Below are 16,205 nucleotides of genomic sequence, written 5' to 3'. Positions count from 1 at the left end.
TCCACTCCGGCGGGAGGGGTGCGGCTCCGGTCAGCCGCCGAGGATCCCCCGGACGAAGGTCTCGTCCTGCTCGCCGACGGCCTGCTTGTTGGCGAGGTCTTCCATCCACTCCTTGCCCGCGTCGAACTGCGCCTCGTCGACCATCCGCTTGGGAATGGCCTTCATGACGTAGTCGTCGGGCATCGGGGGCGGCGGGGCGGGCCGGCGGGCCAGGGCTGCGTCGATGATCGGGGCGAGGCGTGCGGCCTTCTCGGCGCTGAGCCGCTCGTCGCGCTCGGCGAACTCGGGGAGGACGTCCCGCCCGAACAGCTCGATGCTCTCCATGATGTGCTCGTGGCGGTTGCGACCCGCCTGCAGCACGAAGATCACCTGGTCCACGCCGGCTTCCTCGTACCGGCGGAGGAAGTCGCGGATCTGATCGGGGGTCCCGACCGCCCCCCGCAGACCGGTGGTGTCGCCTGCCGCCACCTTGGCCCCGAGCGTCTCCTGTTTCTGGGCCAGCGCCGCTTCGGGGGAGTAGCCGTGCGCGTGGCGCCGCTCCTGGAACTCCTCCCACACGTTGGTCCTGCCCGGGACGTGTTCGCCGAAGACGTAGAAGTGGGCGAGGGAGTAGCCGAAGAAGTTGCCGCCCTCGAGCCCTCGGGCGATGGCGGTCTCCTCGTCGGGATGGCACATCATCGGGGTGACGCACGCGATGGCCGGGTTGACGGTCAGCCCGACGGGCACGCAGCGTTCGGCCAGCGTGGCCTCGTAGTCGCTCACCCAGTGCTTGGCGTCCTCAGGGTCGATGAAGGCGAAGGCCAGCGCACCCATCCCCTTCTCGGCGGCGAGCAGGATCGTGTCTCGCCGGGAGCACGCCAGCCAGAGCGGGGGATGTGGCTTCTGTACCGGCTTGGGGACCACGTTGCGCGGCGGCATCGAGACGTACCTGCCCTCCACCCCGGCGAACGGCATCTCGGTCATGCAGCGGATGGCGACCTCGAGGCCTTCGAGCCACTGGTCGCGCTTCTCGTCATAGGCGATGCCGAACCCGCCCAGCTCGGCTTCCGACGACGACTCGCCGGAGCCGAAGTCGACCCGTCCGTTGGAAACCAGGTCCAAGGTGGCCACCCGCTCGGCGGTGCGGGCGGGGTGGTTGTAGTAAGGCGCGGTCTGGATGATGCCGTGCCCCAAGCGGATCCGCGACGTGCGCTGGCTGGCCGCGGCGAGGAAGACCTCCGGGGCGCTCGAGTGCGAGTACTCCTCCAGGAAGTGGTGCTCGACCTCCCAGACGTAGTCGAAGCCCACCCGGTCCGCGAGCTCGACTTGGTCGAGAGCGTCCTGGATGAGCTGGCGCTCGGCGTCCTCCGCCCAGGGTCGGGGTAGCTGGTGCTCGTAGAACAGGCCGAACTTCACGCGACCGGCTCCTCGATGTCGATCACCGTGCCGTCGGGCAGCCGCCGTACCGTCCCCAGTGAGAGCATCTCGTCGAGCAGGTCCGCCGCGTCGGGACGGCCGGCGAGGGCGTGCTCGATCTCGTTCATGGTGATTCGCAGGTTGTCGGCACGCCGCAGCAGCAGGGAGTCCTGGAGTGCCTTGTCCCACAGCAACCCGATCATCTCCTCGCCCGCGTAGCGGTTGCCCCGCTGGCCGATCCAGGTGCGGTCACGCATCTCCGAGAGGGCGGTGCGCAGGTACGACACGTGGGGCGTCTCGTCGGCTCGGATGTAGGACACCAGCCGTGCTGCTTCGCCGTCCCCGGCCACCAGGTCGGTGTCGGCGAGCACGCTCTCCGCCCAGCGGAAGGTGTGGAACGCCGCGATCTCGATGAACAGCAGGTTGATCATCCGACCGACCAGGAACTCGAGCGTGGGGTCGATCTCCTCGGGGAGCACCCGGGCGACGTCGACCAGCGGCGCCGGCTTGCCGGGGCCGCCCCTGATGCCCATCCGCTCGAGCATGAGCTCGGTCTCGTCGGCGGTGACCGGGTTCTCGAAGGCGATGTCGCGGGCCACGAACCACATCACGTCGTGGCCGGCCTCCTCCTCGAAGCCGGCTTCGTCGCGGGCGTGGGCCTCGATGAGACCGCGGTCGAGGTGAGCGATCGCGGTGCCGCTGATGTCCTCCTCGAACAGTGGTCGCATGTCGGGTACCGGCACCAGCCGCAGCATCCCGCCGAATCCCTCGACGGTGCCGATGCGGGTGAGGGTGGCGATGATCGGCTCGGGCGCCCCCCGCCGGATCAGCAGCTTCGACTGCTCGACGTTGGGGAAGTGCTCGGGCCACGAGTCGATCGGCACGTCGAGCACCGGGGTGCCGAACTGCTCCGCGCGCTGGTGCTCCCAGGCCTCGATGGCCGGCCCTCGGAGGCGGGTACGGGGTGAGACGTACCGGCCCTCGTCGTCGAAGCCGCCGTGGCAGCGAACCCCACCGGCGACGAGCGGCTCCGCGTAGTCATGCGAGAGCAGGAGCTCGGACTCCGTGTACTCCACCTGTGCCGTGGTCATGGTTCGCTCCCCCCTGGGCCATCGGCATCGGGCGCCAGCGGCAATGCCAGCCGGCGCGACCGGGGATCGTCCCGGTACCTCAACTGTATACTCGTCTGTATACACCGGGCAAGATGGAAGCTGTGTGACATGGGCGACCGAGGCCAGGCCCGTCAACTCCTCCCGAAGCCCGAGCGTCAGGCGTCGATCCTGCGGGCGGCGGCGACGGCCTTCGCCAGAGGGGGCTTCGCCGACACCTCGATGGATGACGTGGCCGCCGAGGCGGGGGTGAGCCGCATCATCGTCTACCGGCACTTCGCCTCGAAGGAGGAGCTGTACCGGGCGGTGCTCGATCGGGTGAGCGATCGGCTGCGGGAGGAGTTCCTGGCCGGGGTGCAGGCCGCCGACCCGGAGGGGTTCACCACCCGGGCCCTGCTCACCGTGGCCCGCGAGGACCCCGACGGCTTCCGGCTCCTGGTGGTGCACGCCGCACGCGAGCCGCGGTTCGCGAGTGTGGCGGCCGAGCTGCGCGAGCAGGCGGTGCAGGCTGCCGACGAGCTGATCGGCAACACGATCCGCGACCCCGCCCTGCGCGGTTGGATCACCCACACCATCGTCGCCTACCTCTACGACAGCGTGCTGGCCTGGCTCGATCACGGCGACGAGGCCTACGACGGTGAGTTCCTCCGCCGGGCCACCGCCGGCCTCGTGGCGATGTACGGGGCGATGGTCCGGTAGCCGGCGAGGGTGCCGGTCAGCTCTGGAGGGGCAGCAGCCGTTCGGCCAGCCAGCCCAGCTCGTCGTGCCAGTCGGCGGGCTCCACGACGGGCAGCACGACGAACTTGGACGCCCCGATCTGCACGAACCGCTCGAGGTGCTCGGGCAGCTCGGCGCGCTCGGGGATCAGCTCCTCGGGGTTCGCCCCGGGTCGCCGCTGGCGCACGAAACGGGCCACGAGCTCGGGCAGCGGGCCGCGGCGATAGGCGACGAGCGCCCCGAAGTGCTCGGGGTCGACGGCCCGGCCATGGGCCGCGGCGTGCTCGGTGATGGCGGCGATGCCGGCCTGCACCTCCTCCACGGTGCAGAACGACGGCAGCCACCCGTCGCCGAGGCGGCCGACCCGCCGCAGCTCTGACGGAGCGATGCCTCCCATCCAAAGGTCGATCGGGTCCTGGATCGGTCGGGGGCGGACCGACACCCCCTCGCACGGATAGAACACGCCGTCGTGGTTGACGACCTCCTCGGTCCACAGCCGGCGCAGGAGCGGTAGCGCCTCGTCGAAGCGCCGGGCCCGCTCCTCCCGGCGGACCCCGAAGGCGGCCTGCTCGGTCGGCTCCGCCACCCCGAGCCCGAACGCCGGCAGCAGCCGACCGCCGGAGAGGCGATCCAAGCTGGCCAGCTCCTTGGCCAGCACCACGGGGTTGCGCCCGGGCACCACCAGGACACTCGTGCCCAGCTTCAGCCTGGTGCTGCGGCCCGCGGCGAACGCCAGCCCGGCGATCGGGTCGGGACCCTCGCCGGAGATCCGCTCGCTCAGCCACAGCGAGTCGAACCCGAGGCGCTCCAGCTCGTCCACCACCAGCCCGAACCGCTCGGCGTCGTTCGCCACGGTCCGGGTGCCAAGGCCGAAGCCGATGCGCACCTTCATCACCGGCGACCGTACCGGCTGCGGTCGCGCCCGTCCTAGGCTGCCCGGCCATGGCCGAGGTGCGGGTCGACGAGCTGTTCCGGCTCGACGGGCGTGTGGCCGTCGTGACCGGGGCGTCGAGCGGTCTCGGCGCCCGGTTCGCGCGGGTGCTCCACGCTGCTGGCGCGTCGGTCGTGCTCGCGGCTCGGCGCCGCGCCCGCATCGAGGATCTCGCGGCCGAGCTCCGGGGGGCGGTCGCGGTGCCGACGGACGTCAGCCGTCCGGCTGACCGCGAACGGTTGATGGCATGCACCATCGAGACCTTCGGGCGGGTCGACGTGCTCGTGAACAACGCGGGGATCGGCGCGCCGGTGCCGGCGGAGGACGAACCGGTCGAGCAGTTCGCGCAGGTCATGGACGTGAACGTCACCGCGGTGTTCGCCCTCAGCCAGCTCGCCGGCCGGCAGATGATCGAGCAGGGTCACGGCTCGATCGTCAACATCACGTCCATCCTCGGCCTCGTCGCTTCCGCACCCATCAAGCAGGCGAGCTACGCGGCCTCGAAGGGCGCGGTGGTGAACCTGACCCGGGAGCTCGCCGTGCAGTGGGCGCGGCGAGGGGTACGGGTGAACGCCATCGCGCCGGGATGGTTCCTGAGCGAGATGACGGCCGAGATGTTCACTGACGACGCGTCGATGGCGTACCTCCGTCGCAACGCGCCGATGGCCCGTGGCGGCGCGGAGCACGAGCTGGACGGGGCACTCCTGTATCTCGCCAGCGAGGCGTCCTCCTACGTGACCGGCCAGGTGCTGGTGGTCGACGGCGGGTGGACGGCCCGCTGATCGGGGCCCGGGCGAAGACCGGCGCTGAACACCGCTCGCTAGGCTCCTGCCTCCATGTCGATGGCGCGCCGGATGCACCTGTCGATGGTCGTGCTCGCCGCCCTGGTGGTGGTCGGCGTCGCCTGTGCCGACCCACCCGAACCACAGACCAACCCGCCCGAGCAGGCCGAGCAGCCCGCGGCGAGCGGCCCCCGGAACGGCGGTCGGCTGGTGATGGCCGTCGAGAGCGACCCCGGCGACCTGCGCCCCACGGCGGGTCCGTGGGATTCGAGCGCCCTGCAGGTGGGCCGGGCGGTGTTCGACCGGTTGGCCGACTACAGCGACACCTACCAGCTCGAGCCGGCACTGGCCGAGTCCTTCACCCCCAACGTGGACTTCACCGAGTGGGCCATCACCCTGCGAGCGGATCTCGTCTTCCACGACGGCACACCGCTGGATGCCGAAGCGCTGCGGGCCAACCTCGAGGCGCAGCGGACCAGTCCGGCGGCGGAAGCGCTGCTGCGACCGGTGCGAGCGGTGTTCGTCACCGGACCGCGGACCGTCAACGTGCGGCTCCGCGCTCCGTGGTCCACGTTCCCTCACGTGCTGACCACCCAGGTGGGCTTCGTCGCGTCGCCGGCGAGCCTGATGGCGGTCGACGGTGGGGCCCGGCCCGTGGGCAGCGGTCCGTTCCGGGTGCGCGCCCGGGGCACGGACGGGTCGTTCGTGCTCGGCAAGAGCCCCACCTACTGGAGGGACGGTCTACCCCGCCTCGACGAGATCGTTGTGCGGGTGTTCCCCGAGGGTGCCGCTCGGGTCCGGGCGGTGGAGGAGGGCAAGGTGGATGTCGCCCTCGTCGACGATCCGGTGCTGCTGGCACTCGCATCGGCGCGCCGTGCCGCGCGCCGGACGCAGGTCCTCGCCGACCTCGAAGGCGAGGCCCCGAAGCTCACCGTGGTGCTGAACGCCGGCCGGATGCCCTTCAGCGACTTCAGCGCCCGCCAGGCGCTGGGCTACGCCACGGATCGAGCCGAGATCGTCGGCGACGGGGACCGAGGCTTCGTCAAGTGGGCGAGGGGGCCGGTGGTCGACACCTCTCTGTGGTACAACGACCCGCCGGTCCTGCCCCACAGCCTGGCGGCCACCGAGACCGAGCTGGAGCGCTTCACCGACCGCTACGGGACGTCGCTGACGTTCGAGGTACTGGTGCCCGACGACCCGGTGATCCGCCGGTTCACCACCCGGTGGGGCCAGCAGCTGCGTGATGCGGGCATCAGCGCTCGCTTCCGGGTCGTGCCCCTCGCCGAGGTGCGGCAGGCCGCCGCCGTCGGAGGGTTCGACGCGGCCGTCCTGCCGCTGTTCGGATCCTGGCACCCGGACCTGTGGTACCCACAGCTGCACCTGTCGGAGCTGACCCCGGTGGGTGCGCCGGGTCCGAACCTGGCCCGCCTCGGGTCACCGGGGATCGACGGCTCGTTCGACAGCGCACGAGCCACCACCGAGCTGGCCCGGCAGGTGGACGCCTACCGGGCCATCCAGAACGACGTGGTCACCGGCGCTGCCTACCTCTTCCTGGTGCGCCTGCCGCAGGGCCTGGTGGCCGGCCCCGACGTGCGGGACCTGACGCAGCGGACCACCCCGCGGGGTTCACCCGGCCTGGGCATGGAGCAGGGGACGGTGTCGCTCACCCAGGTGTGGCTGGATCGCGAGGCGCGCGACACCGAGTAGGACCTGCACGGGAGCGCGCCGTTTGCTCTGCCGGGCGGACCGTGTGGGACGCTGGCGCCATGAGCGAGTTCGCGTACGAGGAGCTGTTCCAGCTCGGCCCTGACCCCACCCCGTACCGGCTGATCACCACCGAGGGGGTGTCGGAGGTCGAGGTGGAGGGTCACCGCTTCGTGCGGGTCGAGCCGTCCGTGCTCACCCGGCTGACCCGGGAGGCGATGTGGGACATCGCGCACTACCTCCGCCCCGGACACCTGGCGCAGCTCGTCGCGATCCTCGAGGACCCCGAGGCATCCGGCAATGACCGGTTCGTGGCCTTGGACCTGCTCAAGAACGCGTGCATCTCGGCGGGAGGCGTACTGCCCATGTGCCAGGACACGGGCACGGCCATCGTGAAGGCCCGCAAGGGGCAGTTCGTGCTCACCGGGGGCGGTGACGAGGCGGCCATCGCCCGAGGTGTCTACGAGACCTACCGGGACGCGAACCTCCGGTACTCACAGATGGCCCCGTTGAACATGTGGGAGGAGGTCAACACGAAGACCAACCTCCCCGCGGAGATCAAGATCGCCGCGGTCGACGGTGACACCTACAAGTTCCTGTTCATGGCCAAGGGTGGGGGTTCGGCCAACAAGAGCCTGCTGTTCCAGGAGACCAAGGCGCTGCTCAGCCCCTCGCGGCTCATGTCGTTCCTGGACGAGAAGCTGCGCGCCCTGGGTACTGCGGCCTGCCCTCCGTACCACCTGGCGGTCGTGGTCGGTGGGACGTCGGCGGAGATGGCGCTCGAGACCGCCAAGTTGGCCTCCGCCCGGTACCTGGACACCCTGCCCACCACGGGCAACGAGCAGGGTCGGGCGTTCCGCGATCTCGAGCTCGAAGCCCAGGTGCTCGCGCTCACCCAGAGCTTCGGCATCGGCGCGCAGTTCGGTGGCAAATACTTCTGCCACGACGTGCGGGTCGTCCGGCTTCCCCGTCACGGCGCGTCCTGCCCGGTGGCGCTGGCGGTGTCGTGCTCGGCGGACCGGCAGGCGCTGGGCAAGATCACCGCCGAGGGCGTGTTCCTCGAGCAGCTCGAGACCGACCCCGCCGCGTACCTGCCCGAGGTCGACGAGGACGAGCTGTCCGGGGAGGTGGTGCGCATCGACCTGACCCGGCCGATGGATGAGATCCGGGCCGAGCTGTCGAAGCTGCCGGTCAAGACCCGGGTGATGCTCACCGGCCCGATGGTGGTGGCCCGCGACATCGCCCACTCGAAGATCAAGGAACGCCTCGACTCGGGTGAGCCGTTGCCCGACTACCTGCGGGATCACCCCGTCTACTACGCCGGGCCGGCGAAGACCCCGGAGGGGTACGCATCGGGATCGTTCGGCCCCACCACCGCGGGCCGGATGGATGCCTACGTCGACGAGTTCATGGCCGCCGGTGGCAGCCACGTGATGGTGGCCAAGGGCAACCGCTCCAACCAGGTGACCGAGGCGTGCAAGCGCCATGGTGGGTTCTACCTGGGCTCCATCGGCGGCCCGGCAGCGCGCCTGGCCCAGGACTGCATCCGCAAGGTCGAGGTCCTCGAGTACCCCGAGCTCGGCATGGAGGCGGTGTGGATGATCGAGGTGGAGGACTTCCCGGCGTTCGTGGTGGTCGACGACAAGGGCAACGACTTCTTCGCGGAGGTCTCCCGGCCCGTCACCTTGCGCCGCTGACTGCGAGAATCGGGGGGTGAGCGAGTCCGAACACCTCCCTGCAGAGCTGCCGCACCGCGTCGAGCACGACTCGATGGGGGAGGTCCGGGTGCCCGCCGAGGCCAGGTGGGGCGCCCAGACCCAGCGGGCGGTGGAGAACTTCCCGATCTCCGGCCAGCGGCTCGAGCCCCGGCTGATACGCGCTCTCGCGCTGGTGAAGGGGCAGGCCGCGCTGGTCAACGCGTCGCTGAAGTCCGTCCCCCAGGTCGACCGCCGGATCGGCCGGGCGATCTTCGACGCCGCCGAGGAGGTGGCGGAGGGGTTCTGGGACGACCAGTTCCCGGTCGACGTGTTCCAGACCGGATCAGGAACCTCCTCCAACATGAACATGAACGAGGTGCTGGCGAACCTGGCCTCGGAGCGGCTCGGCGAGCCCAGGGCGGTCCACCCGAACGACCATGTCAACGCCTCGCAATCCTCCAACGACGTGTTCCCCAGCGCGATCCACATCGCGGTGGTCGAGGGGGTGCTGCGCGACCTGGTGCCCGCACTGGAGGTCCTCTACTTCGCGCTGCGACGGAAGGAGAAGGAGTTCCGCGACGTGGTCAAGGCCGGGCGGACCCATCTCATGGACGCCACCCCGGTCACGCTGGGCCAGGAGTTCGGTGGGTACGCCGCGCAGGTGCACGCGTCGATCGTGCGGCTGCAGGAGGCGTTGCCGCGCTGCGGTGAGCTGCCCCTGGGTGGCACCGCGGTGGGCACCGGCATCAACTCGCCGAAGCAGTTCGCCCCCAAGGTCATCGCCGCGTTGGCCGAGCGTCTCGCCCTTCCGCTGACCGAGGCCCGCAACCACTTCGCCGCCCAGGGATCCCGCGACCCGCTGGTGGAGATGTCAGGCGAGATGCGCACCCTGGCGGTCGCGCTGATCAAGATCGCCAACGACCTGCGCTGGATGGGCAGCGGCCCGCGTGCCGGGCTGGCGGAGATCTTCCTTCCCGATCTGCAGCCCGGCTCGTCGATCATGCCGGGCAAGGTCAACCCGGTGATCCCCGAGGCGGTGACCCAGGTGGCCGTGCAGGTGATCGGCAACGACGCCGCGGTGGCGTTCGCCGGTTCGCAGGGCAACTTCGAGCTGAACGTCTACATGCCGATGATGGCCCGCAACCTGATCGAGTCGATCCGCCTGCTCGCCAACGTGAGCGAGCTGTTCGCCAAGCGCTGCATCGAGGGCATCCGTGCCAACGGCGATCGGCTCCGGCAGTACGCGGAGGCCTCACCCTCCATCGGCACCGCGCTCAACCCCTACATCGGCTACGAGCGGGCCGCGGAGGTCATCAAGGAGTCGGTGCGCACGGGACGCAGCATCCGGGAGATCGTGCGTGAGCGAGGCTTGATGACCGACGAGGAGCTCGACCGGGCGCTCGATGTCATGGCCATGACCAGAGGGGGGATCATCTGACATGGCGCGGGCTGTACGTGCGCGAGGCGCCGGGTCGGTTCGAGCACGTCACTGGCGGCCTGGCCCGGGAGTTCGCCGGCGAGCTGGTCGCCCGGGGGGCCGGGCTGGGGCCGTACCCGTTCAAGGACACCGCGGTGCTGCTGTACGTGCCCTGGGCGGCGAAGCGCCTCGCCGACCACCTGGTCACCGAAGGACCGGGGTCGGAGCGCATCACCCTGCTGCTGCACGCGCTGGTCTCGGAGGTGGTGCACGCCCCCGGCACCGGCGCGCTGGAGGCGGTGGTGGTGGCGTCCAAGCAGGGCCCCCGGGCGATCGCGGGGCGGGTCTTCGTCGATGCCACCGGCGACGCCGACGTCGCCGTGGCCTCCGGTGTGCCCTGGGAGATGGGAGGCCCCGGGCAGCGGCAGTTCGGCTCCATGCAGTTCTTCCTGCAGCACGCGGACATCGAGGCGGCCATGTCCGGCGGCATGGCCGCCTGTTCGATCCCACCTGGGGGGAGCTGGAAGGCCGGCGCCGGGCGGAGGAAGCAGCCGCCTTCGTGCAGGCTCACGTGCCGGGCTTCGCGGGCGCGTTCCTCTCGGACACCGCCACCCAGCAGGGGGTGCGCGAGACCCGCCATGTGCTCGGGCAGCACACCCTCACCGGCGACGAGGTCATGGGTGGGGCTCGGTTCCCCGACGCGGTGCTCGCGGCGGCCTGGGCGCAGGAGTACCACGTGTCCGTACACGGCACCGAGTACCGGTTCCTGCCCGACGGCGTGGCCTACCAGCTCCCGTACCGGTCGCTGGTGCCGTCCGCCGGCCCCTCCAACCTGCTTGTTGCCGGCCGGTGCCTCTCCGCCGACCACCACGCGCTGGCTTCGTGCCGGGTGATGGCCCCGTGCTTCGCCTCGGGGGAGGCGACCGGCGCGACGGCCGCGATGCTGACCGCGGGCGACGCCGGTGCGGCGGCGATGCTCACCGCGGTCGACGTCTCCACCGTCGACATCACGGCGTTGCGCGACGAGCTGGTGGCCTCCGGCGCGATCCTCGACGTGCGACCGTGACGCTGTACCGTCAGCCCAGCGCCGGCGTGCCCGCGTAGGGCGCCGGATCGCCCGCCTCCGGGATCGTCGGGCGGCGCCAGCTCATGCGCTCGGCCAGGTTCTCGGCCACCGCCCGCCACTCGTCAGGGTGCCAGCCCTCGGCCTTCGCCTCGATCTGGTTGGCCTGGTTGATGTGCACGAAGGCCGGCAGGCGTTCGAGCCCGATGTTCTTGACCGCCAACCGGTCGGGGTCGGTGAACACCAGGAACTCCCTGCCCCACGGGCCGAGGAACGCCGACGCGTCGTCGTCGTCGCAGGTCACGACGAAGGCCGTGCGGCAGTCGGCCTCGGCGAAGTTCCGCAGGATCCGCCCGGCCGTGTCCAGCAGCCAGGCGCTCTCGTAGGTGTAAGGGTCGAGCACCACGAGGGCCAGGTGGAAGGTGGTGGTCCACTCCTCCAGCGGCCGGCTGTCTCCTCCGAGCCGCTTGAGCGGGGTGTCCGGCGGAACGTCGATGGGCACGGCGGAAGAACGTAGCGTTCGCGCCCCACGCCGACCACTCGGCTAGCGTCGCCGATCGGAGAGAGGAGCGTGGGCCATGGGCACCGGTTCGTTCGCGTATCAGTTGTTCTTCCTGCTGCACCTGCTGGCGGTGATCGTGGGCTTCGGCTCGTCGTTCGTCTGGCCGGTGCTGGCGGCCATGGCCCGCCAGCAGGAGCCACCGGTGGCGTACGCGATGAGCAATGCGGGGTTCCAGGCCGCCAAGGTGCTCACCACCCCGTTCATCTGGGCTGCGGGCGGGTTCGGTGTCGCGCTCATCGTGCTGTCGGACGAGGCCTGGAAGTTCTCCGACACCTGGATCTCGATCGCGTTCCTGTTGTTCTTCGCCGCCGCGCTGTTCTCGCTGTTCGTGCACGTCCCGAACCTCCGGGCGATGCTCGCGCTGCAGGAGAAGCTCGTGTCGGGTGAGGTCACCCCGGGCCCCGGCGGTCCTCCCGCCGAGGTGGCGGAGCTGCAGGCCCGGGGCAAGCGGGCCCGCATGTACGGCGGCATCCTGCACCTGCTGTTCCTGCTGCTGATGATCGACATGATCTGGAAGCCCGGGACGTAGGAACCGGTAGAAAGGGGCCGTGCACCCGATCGAGCGGCTCCGCTACGTGGCCCGGGCGTCGGGCGCGCCTGCCGAGGTGCTGGTGCAGGAGACGGCCCGGGCGCTGGCGTCGTTCGATGGCGACCCGCAGGGGTTGGTCACCGCCTGCCGCAGGATCGTGTCCCGCCAGCCCGCGTCGGGCCCCCTGGTGTGGTTCGCGGCGAGGGTGCTCACCGCCAGCGATCCACGGTCGGAGATCTGGGAAGCGGCCGGAGCGGTCGCGGCGGACCCGACGGCCGCGGAGCTGGCGCATGCCCTGCCCGACAGCGCCACGGTGGTGGTGCTGGGCTGGCCGAGCACAACAGACGACGCGCTGGCCCGCCGGGGGGACCTGGAGGTGTTGGTGGTCGACGCGCTTGGCGAGGGTTCGGGGCTCGTGCGTCGGTTGCTCAGCGCGGACGTCGAGGCGGTGGACGTGCCCCAAGCCGGCCTGGGCGCGGCGGTCGCGGTCGGTGATCTGGTCGTGCTGGAGGCCAGCGCGATCGGTCCGAGCGAAGCGCTGGCGGTCAGCGGCTCGCTGGCAGCCGCTGCTGTCGCCCACCACTTGGGTGTGCCGGTGTGGCTGGTCGGCGGCGTGGGCCGGTTGCTCCCCCAGCGGATGTGGGAGGGCCTGCGGGCCAGGGCGGTGAGCGCGGCCGAGCCCTGGGACGCGGACGACGAGGTGCTTCCCTTGGAGCTGGTCGATCGCCTCGTGGGACCCTGCGGGCCGGAGCCCGTCGAGCAGGGGCTGCGGCGCACCGACTGCCCGGTGGCACCTGAGCTGTTCAAGGGCGACGTGTTCTGACGGCGGCCGACCGCCGGGCGAGTGGATCGAGACGACGAGATGGGAGAAGCCGATGCCGAAGCGGCGTGACGCGATCAGGATGACCGACGAGGAGGTGCGAGCGTTCCTGCACGAGCGCCAGACGATGAACATCGCCACCATCGGTCCGGACGGCAACATCCACCTCGTGGCCATGTGGTACGGGTTCCTCGACGGGAACCCGGCGTTCGAGACCTTCGCCAAGAGCCAGAAGGTGCTCAACCTCCGGCGCGACCCGCGGATCACCGCGCTGGTGGAGGACGGCGACCAGTACGAGAACCTCCGCGGGGTGGAGATCGTCGGCAAGGCGGTCATCCACGACGATGCCGAGACCCTGATGCGGGTGGCCAAGGACGTGGTGATGCGCTACTGGACGCCAGCCACCGAAGAGGAGGCGGAGATGATGGCGCAGGCGCTGGCGAACAAGCGGGTGGCCGTCGAGATCGTGCCTGAGAAGATCGTCTCGTGGGACCACAGCAAGCTCGGCGGCACGTATTGAGCCTGAATCGGTGCGCGAACCCGGGAGGTCAGGCTTTGCCAGCTCCACGAGCGACAGGGTGCGCGGGGAACGCCAGCGCGTTCGGTGTCGGGTCAGGGGATGACGTCCTCACGGCTCCATCCGGCGCGACAGCATCGGCGGCCTCTGGTGTTTCGTGGCCAAGGGGGACCCCGAACTCCGGCGTTATCGGAACTCGCGAGGGCCGTGGCCGGAGCAGTCACGACGAGGAGATGATCTCGGCTCGGAATGAACCCTCGAGCAGCGAGGTGGCGATCGTCCCGCACACGAGCTTTCGATCCTGGTCCAGCGTGGTGATCTCGACCGTGTCCGCCTCCACGGGGGAGAAACCCGTGAAGAACAACCTCCCGCTGCGGTCGTAGGCCGATTCGGAGTTGAGCTGGAGCGGGCCGGTGGCGCTGGAGGTGGAGACGTAGGTCCCGGGCTCAAGCGTCGCTCCCTGGGACGCGCTCAAGTACAGGGAGGCAAAGAGCTGATCGCCGGTGAGGGTGGGGGCGGCGATGGCGCCGATCTGCTCGTCCGGCACATCGAAGTTGCCGAACCCGAGCTCCATGCTCGAGCCGAGGGTCACCGTTGCCTTCGCGCTCGTGGCAACGAGTGGCAGGTCCTTCGAGCCTGTGTGGATCACCAGCTCGGTCTCGCTGGGGCAGCCGCGTTCAGTCGCTCCCTCGTCGCCGTCGCCTCCCTGCGGACCGGGCGTGGCGGTCGTGGACCCTGCCATCTGCCGCGACGCGCCGTCCTCGGAGCCTGACGAGCTGCAGGCTGCTGAGAAGGCGAGCAGCGCGCCGGCGATGAGCGCGAGTGGGATGTGCCGGAGAGCCAGAGCGTTCATGGAGTGTCCTTTCGCTGGGGCCGTCGGTCGGTGAGACACGACCTGGGCGAGCGATCGAACTTCCACCCGCCGGCAACCAGCTTGCCGTTTGGCGAGGCCTCCCACGGCGATGGTCCGAAACCGGTGTCGCCGGACCGTTCCCGAGTGTTCCGGGAGGTAGGGTGCGCGCCCATGGGTGAGCTCATCGACTTCCCGAGCAACGGCCACACCTGTTCCGGCTACCTGGCGGTCCCCGCCAGCGGGAGTGGGCCGGGGGTGATCGTGATCCAGGAATGGTGGGGACTCGTGCCCCACATCACCGACGTGTGCGGCCGCTTCGCGGCCGAAGGCTTCGTGGCTCTGGCCCCCGACCTCTATCACGGCCGGCAGACCACCGAGCCCGACGAGGCCGGCAAGCTGATGATGGCCCTCAACCTCGAGCAGGCCGGCAGGGACCTCTCCGGGGCCATCGACCACCTGCGGTCGCTCGAGGCCGTCACCAGCGACGGGGTCGGGGTCATCGGGTTCTGCATGGGTGGTGGGCTCGCCATGCTGGTGGGCACCATGCGGCCCGACGCGGTGGTGGCCATCGCCCCGTTCTACGGGGTGATCCCCTGGGAGGCAGTCGAGCCGGACTGGTCCAAGCTCACCGCCAAGGTGCGGGGCCACTTCGCGGCCGAGGATGGCTTCTTCCCGCCGGACAAGGTGAAGGCCCTCGAAGAGCAGTTGATCGAGCTGGGCAAGGATGTCGAGCTGGTGGTGCATCCGGGCGTGGATCACGCGTTCTTCAACGACACTCGGCCTGAGGTGTACCACCCGGAGACCGCCGCCGAGGCGTGGCGGGCGACCATCTCGTTCTTCCGCGAGACGATCCGCTGAACCAGCCCGATCCCGTAACCGGCTACCTGGAGCTGGGCCTGCGGCTCGGCCGCCACGTGGACGGCCTCGTGGATGCCTACTACGGGCCAGCCGAGCTCTCGGCGCGCGTCGCCGCGGAACCCCTCCGCCCCCCGGCGGCACTGGCGGAGCGCGCCGGCACGCTCATCGCCGCCCTCGACGGTGGGGCGGGCGGCGAGGACCTCGACCCCACCCGGCGCCGCTGGTTGCGAGCCCAGCTCGAGGGCCTGCACACCACCGCCCGGAGGTTGGCCGGCGAGATCATCCCCTATGCCGAGGAGGTCGAACGCTGCTACGGCGTGCGACCCACCCCGCGACCCGAGGACGAGCTGGCTGCGGCCCACGCTCGCGTGGAGGAGTTGCTGCCCGGCACCGGTTCCCTCGCCGAGCGTTTCATCGCCTGGCGGGAGGGCCACGCCATCGACCCCGGGATGATCGAGCCCGCGGTGCGCTCCCTCGCTGAGGACTTCCGGGAGCGCACCGAGCGGCTGTTCGGCCTCCCCGAGGGTGAGCACGTCGACTGGGAGTTGGTGACCGACCGGCCCTGGTCCGGCTTCAACCACTACCTCGGTGGGCTGCGGAGCAGGGTGGCGATCAACACCGACTTGCCGGTGCTGTCGCTCTCGCTCGGGCAGCTCGTCGCCCACGAGGCCTATCCGGGGCATCACACCGAGCACACCCGCAAGGAGGTGGGGCTGGTACGTCGCCGTGGTCACCTGGAAGAGACGATCTTCCTGGTCGGGACCCCCCAGTGCTTGCTCGCCGAGGGCCTGGCGGACCTGGGTCTCGAGGTGCTGCTGGGGGAGCACCCCGAGCCGGTGCTGGCCGAGCACTTTCGGGTGCTCGGCATCCGCTACGACGCCGAGGTGGTCGCCGCCGTCGCGGAGGCCACCGAGGTCCTCGGGGCGGTCCGGGGCAACGCCGCCTGGTTGCTCCACGAGCTGCGTCGGGACCCCGAGGAGGTCGTCGCCTACCTCGAACGCTGGGCACTGCTGCCGCGGGCCCGGGCGGCCAAGGCGGTCGAGTTCCTCACGGACCCCACCTGGCGGGCCTACGTCTCCTGCTACGTGGAGGGCCTGCCCCGGTGCCGTGCCTTCGTCGGCGGGGACCCGGCCCGCTTCGAGCGCCTGCTGACCGAGCAGTTGCTCCCGTCCGACCTCGTCACGTGACGGTCCGGCGGGGGAGGGCGCAGGCCCCCTATGATCTCGTGGTCGAGCGGCCCGCTCGGGTCGT

Annotated in this window: 16 protein-coding genes and 1 pseudogene; 12 read left to right on the top strand and 5 right to left on the bottom strand. The window is 70.6% G+C overall.

Translation table 11 applies throughout. The features are described from left to right. Positions 1–30 precede the first annotated feature (30 nt). Positions 31–1,395, bottom strand: a complete 1,365-nt coding sequence (locus tag HZF19_RS03370) for an LLM class flavin-dependent oxidoreductase (RefSeq protein ID WP_208027334.1) — start codon at positions 1,393–1,395, stop codon at positions 31–33. Next, positions 1,392–2,486 (bottom strand): hypothetical protein, encoded by a 1,095-nt coding sequence (locus HZF19_RS03365; protein ID WP_208027333.1) that lies wholly within the window; start codon positions 2,484–2,486, stop codon positions 1,392–1,394. The genes HZF19_RS03370 and HZF19_RS03365 overlap by 4 nt, the downstream gene beginning before the upstream one ends. Before the next feature lie 129 nt (positions 2,487–2,615). Here HZF19_RS03365 and HZF19_RS03360 point away from each other — a divergent pair, with 129 nt between their 5' ends. Next, the gene (locus tag HZF19_RS03360) at positions 2,616–3,203 is read left to right on the top strand and encodes a TetR/AcrR family transcriptional regulator (RefSeq protein WP_208027332.1); all 588 of its coding nucleotides are present in this window, start codon (positions 2,616–2,618) and stop codon (positions 3,201–3,203) included. Positions 3,204–3,219: 16 nt separating this feature from the next. On the opposite strand, the gene HZF19_RS03355 is transcribed toward HZF19_RS03360, so the two are convergent. Then, positions 3,220–4,113 carry an LLM class flavin-dependent oxidoreductase gene (locus tag HZF19_RS03355; RefSeq protein WP_208027331.1) on the bottom strand — a complete coding sequence of 298 codons (894 nt, stop codon included), beginning with the start codon at positions 4,111–4,113 and terminating at the stop codon, positions 3,220–3,222. A gap of 59 nt (positions 4,114–4,172) precedes the next feature. Here HZF19_RS03355 and HZF19_RS03350 point away from each other — a divergent pair, with 59 nt between their 5' ends. The 6 genes and pseudogenes from HZF19_RS03350 to HZF19_RS17365 all read left to right on the top strand — a co-directional run bounded on the left by HZF19_RS03350 (position 4,173) and on the right by HZF19_RS17365 (position 10,818). Continuing rightward, entirely contained in the window at positions 4,173–4,934 is a 762-nt protein-coding gene (locus HZF19_RS03350; RefSeq protein ID WP_372443430.1) for an SDR family NAD(P)-dependent oxidoreductase, read from the top strand. 54 nt (positions 4,935–4,988) lie between these two features. Continuing rightward, entirely contained in the window at positions 4,989–6,641 is a 1,653-nt protein-coding gene (locus tag HZF19_RS03345; RefSeq protein ID WP_208027330.1) for an ABC transporter substrate-binding protein, read from the top strand. Positions 6,642–6,700: 59 nt separating this feature from the next. Beyond that, the gene (locus HZF19_RS03340; protein ID WP_208027329.1) at positions 6,701–8,335 is read left to right on the top strand and encodes a fumarate hydratase; all 1,635 of its coding nucleotides are present in this window, start codon (positions 6,701–6,703) and stop codon (positions 8,333–8,335) included. Positions 8,336–8,351: 16 nt separating this feature from the next. Next, complete coding sequence (locus tag HZF19_RS03335; protein ID WP_307781126.1) at positions 8,352–9,773, top strand: class II fumarate hydratase; 1,422 nt, start codon at positions 8,352–8,354, stop codon at positions 9,771–9,773. A gap of 17 nt (positions 9,774–9,790) precedes the next feature. Next, positions 9,791–10,204, top strand: a pseudogene (locus HZF19_RS17370) (FAD-dependent oxidoreductase); the annotation flags it as partial. Beyond that, positions 10,150–10,818, top strand: coding sequence for an FAD-dependent oxidoreductase (locus HZF19_RS17365; RefSeq protein ID WP_372443429.1), 669 nt, complete (start codon positions 10,150–10,152; stop codon positions 10,816–10,818). The pseudogene HZF19_RS17370 and the gene HZF19_RS17365, both read left to right, overlap by 55 nt. A 10-nt stretch (positions 10,819–10,828) precedes the next feature. Here HZF19_RS17365 and HZF19_RS03325 read toward each other — a convergent pair whose 3' ends face one another. Beyond that, positions 10,829–11,317, bottom strand: coding sequence for a hypothetical protein (locus HZF19_RS03325; protein WP_208027327.1), 489 nt, complete (start codon positions 11,315–11,317; stop codon positions 10,829–10,831). A 76-nt stretch (positions 11,318–11,393) separates the two neighbouring features. Here HZF19_RS03325 and HZF19_RS03320 point away from each other — a divergent pair, with 76 nt between their 5' ends. Genes HZF19_RS03320 through HZF19_RS03310 form a run of 3 tightly spaced genes read left to right on the top strand, consistent with a single transcriptional unit; the run spans position 11,394 to position 13,246 of the window. Then, entirely contained in the window at positions 11,394–11,906 is a 513-nt protein-coding gene (locus tag HZF19_RS03320) for a hypothetical protein (protein ID WP_208027326.1), read from the top strand. A 19-nt stretch (positions 11,907–11,925) separates the two neighbouring features. Then, complete coding sequence (locus HZF19_RS03315) at positions 11,926–12,729, top strand: hypothetical protein (protein ID WP_208027325.1); 804 nt, start codon at positions 11,926–11,928, stop codon at positions 12,727–12,729. Between the two features lie 52 nt (positions 12,730–12,781). Continuing rightward, on the top strand, positions 12,782–13,246 hold the full coding sequence (locus tag HZF19_RS03310; RefSeq protein ID WP_208027324.1) for a PPOX class F420-dependent oxidoreductase: 465 nt from the start codon (positions 12,782–12,784) through the stop codon (positions 13,244–13,246). Between the two features lie 217 nt (positions 13,247–13,463). Here HZF19_RS03310 and HZF19_RS03305 read toward each other — a convergent pair whose 3' ends face one another. Continuing rightward, positions 13,464–14,096, bottom strand: coding sequence for a hypothetical protein (locus HZF19_RS03305; RefSeq protein WP_208027323.1), 633 nt, complete (start codon positions 14,094–14,096; stop codon positions 13,464–13,466). A 171-nt stretch (positions 14,097–14,267) separates the two neighbouring features. On the opposite strand from HZF19_RS03305, the gene HZF19_RS03300 reads away from it, so the two are divergent. Together HZF19_RS03300 and HZF19_RS03295 are read left to right on the top strand one after the other, a co-directional pair. Next, positions 14,268–14,954, top strand: a complete 687-nt coding sequence (locus tag HZF19_RS03300) for a dienelactone hydrolase family protein (RefSeq protein ID WP_208027322.1) — start codon at positions 14,268–14,270, stop codon at positions 14,952–14,954. Beyond that, positions 14,912–16,141 carry a hypothetical protein gene (locus HZF19_RS03295; protein WP_208027321.1) on the top strand — a complete coding sequence of 410 codons (1,230 nt, stop codon included), beginning with the start codon at positions 14,912–14,914 and terminating at the stop codon, positions 16,139–16,141. The genes HZF19_RS03300 and HZF19_RS03295 overlap by 43 nt, the downstream gene beginning before the upstream one ends. Positions 16,142–16,205: the final 64 nt, after the last annotated feature.

This window comes from Rhabdothermincola sediminis (assembly GCF_014805525.1).
Lineage (GTDB): Bacteria > Actinomycetota > Acidimicrobiia > Acidimicrobiales > Acidimicrobilacustridaceae > Rhabdothermincola > Rhabdothermincola sediminis.
This window is presented reverse-complemented; position numbering and strand designations above follow the sequence as displayed.

What these genes read in the sequence shown, in the direction of transcription:
- HZF19_RS03365 (WP_208027333.1), bottom strand. Translation starts at nt 2,486, where the DNA reads ATGACCACGGCACAGGTGGAGTACACGGAGTCCGAGCTCCTGCTCTCG.
- HZF19_RS03360 (WP_208027332.1), top strand. Translation starts at nt 2,616, where the DNA reads ATGGGCGACCGAGGCCAGGCCCGTCAACTCCTCCCGAAGCCCGAGCGT.
- HZF19_RS03355 (WP_208027331.1), bottom strand. Translation starts at nt 4,113, where the DNA reads ATGAAGGTGCGCATCGGCTTCGGCCTTGGCACCCGGACCGTGGCGAAC.
- HZF19_RS03345 (WP_208027330.1), top strand. Translation starts at nt 4,989, where the DNA reads ATGTCGATGGCGCGCCGGATGCACCTGTCGATGGTCGTGCTCGCCGCC.
- HZF19_RS03340 (WP_208027329.1), top strand. Translation starts at nt 6,701, where the DNA reads ATGAGCGAGTTCGCGTACGAGGAGCTGTTCCAGCTCGGCCCTGACCCC.
- HZF19_RS03320 (WP_208027326.1), top strand. Translation starts at nt 11,394, where the DNA reads ATGGGCACCGGTTCGTTCGCGTATCAGTTGTTCTTCCTGCTGCACCTG.
- HZF19_RS03310 (WP_208027324.1), top strand. Translation starts at nt 12,782, where the DNA reads ATGCCGAAGCGGCGTGACGCGATCAGGATGACCGACGAGGAGGTGCGA.
- HZF19_RS03305 (WP_208027323.1), bottom strand. Translation starts at nt 14,096, where the DNA reads ATGAACGCTCTGGCTCTCCGGCACATCCCACTCGCGCTCATCGCCGGC.
- HZF19_RS03300 (WP_208027322.1), top strand. Translation starts at nt 14,268, where the DNA reads ATGGGTGAGCTCATCGACTTCCCGAGCAACGGCCACACCTGTTCCGGC.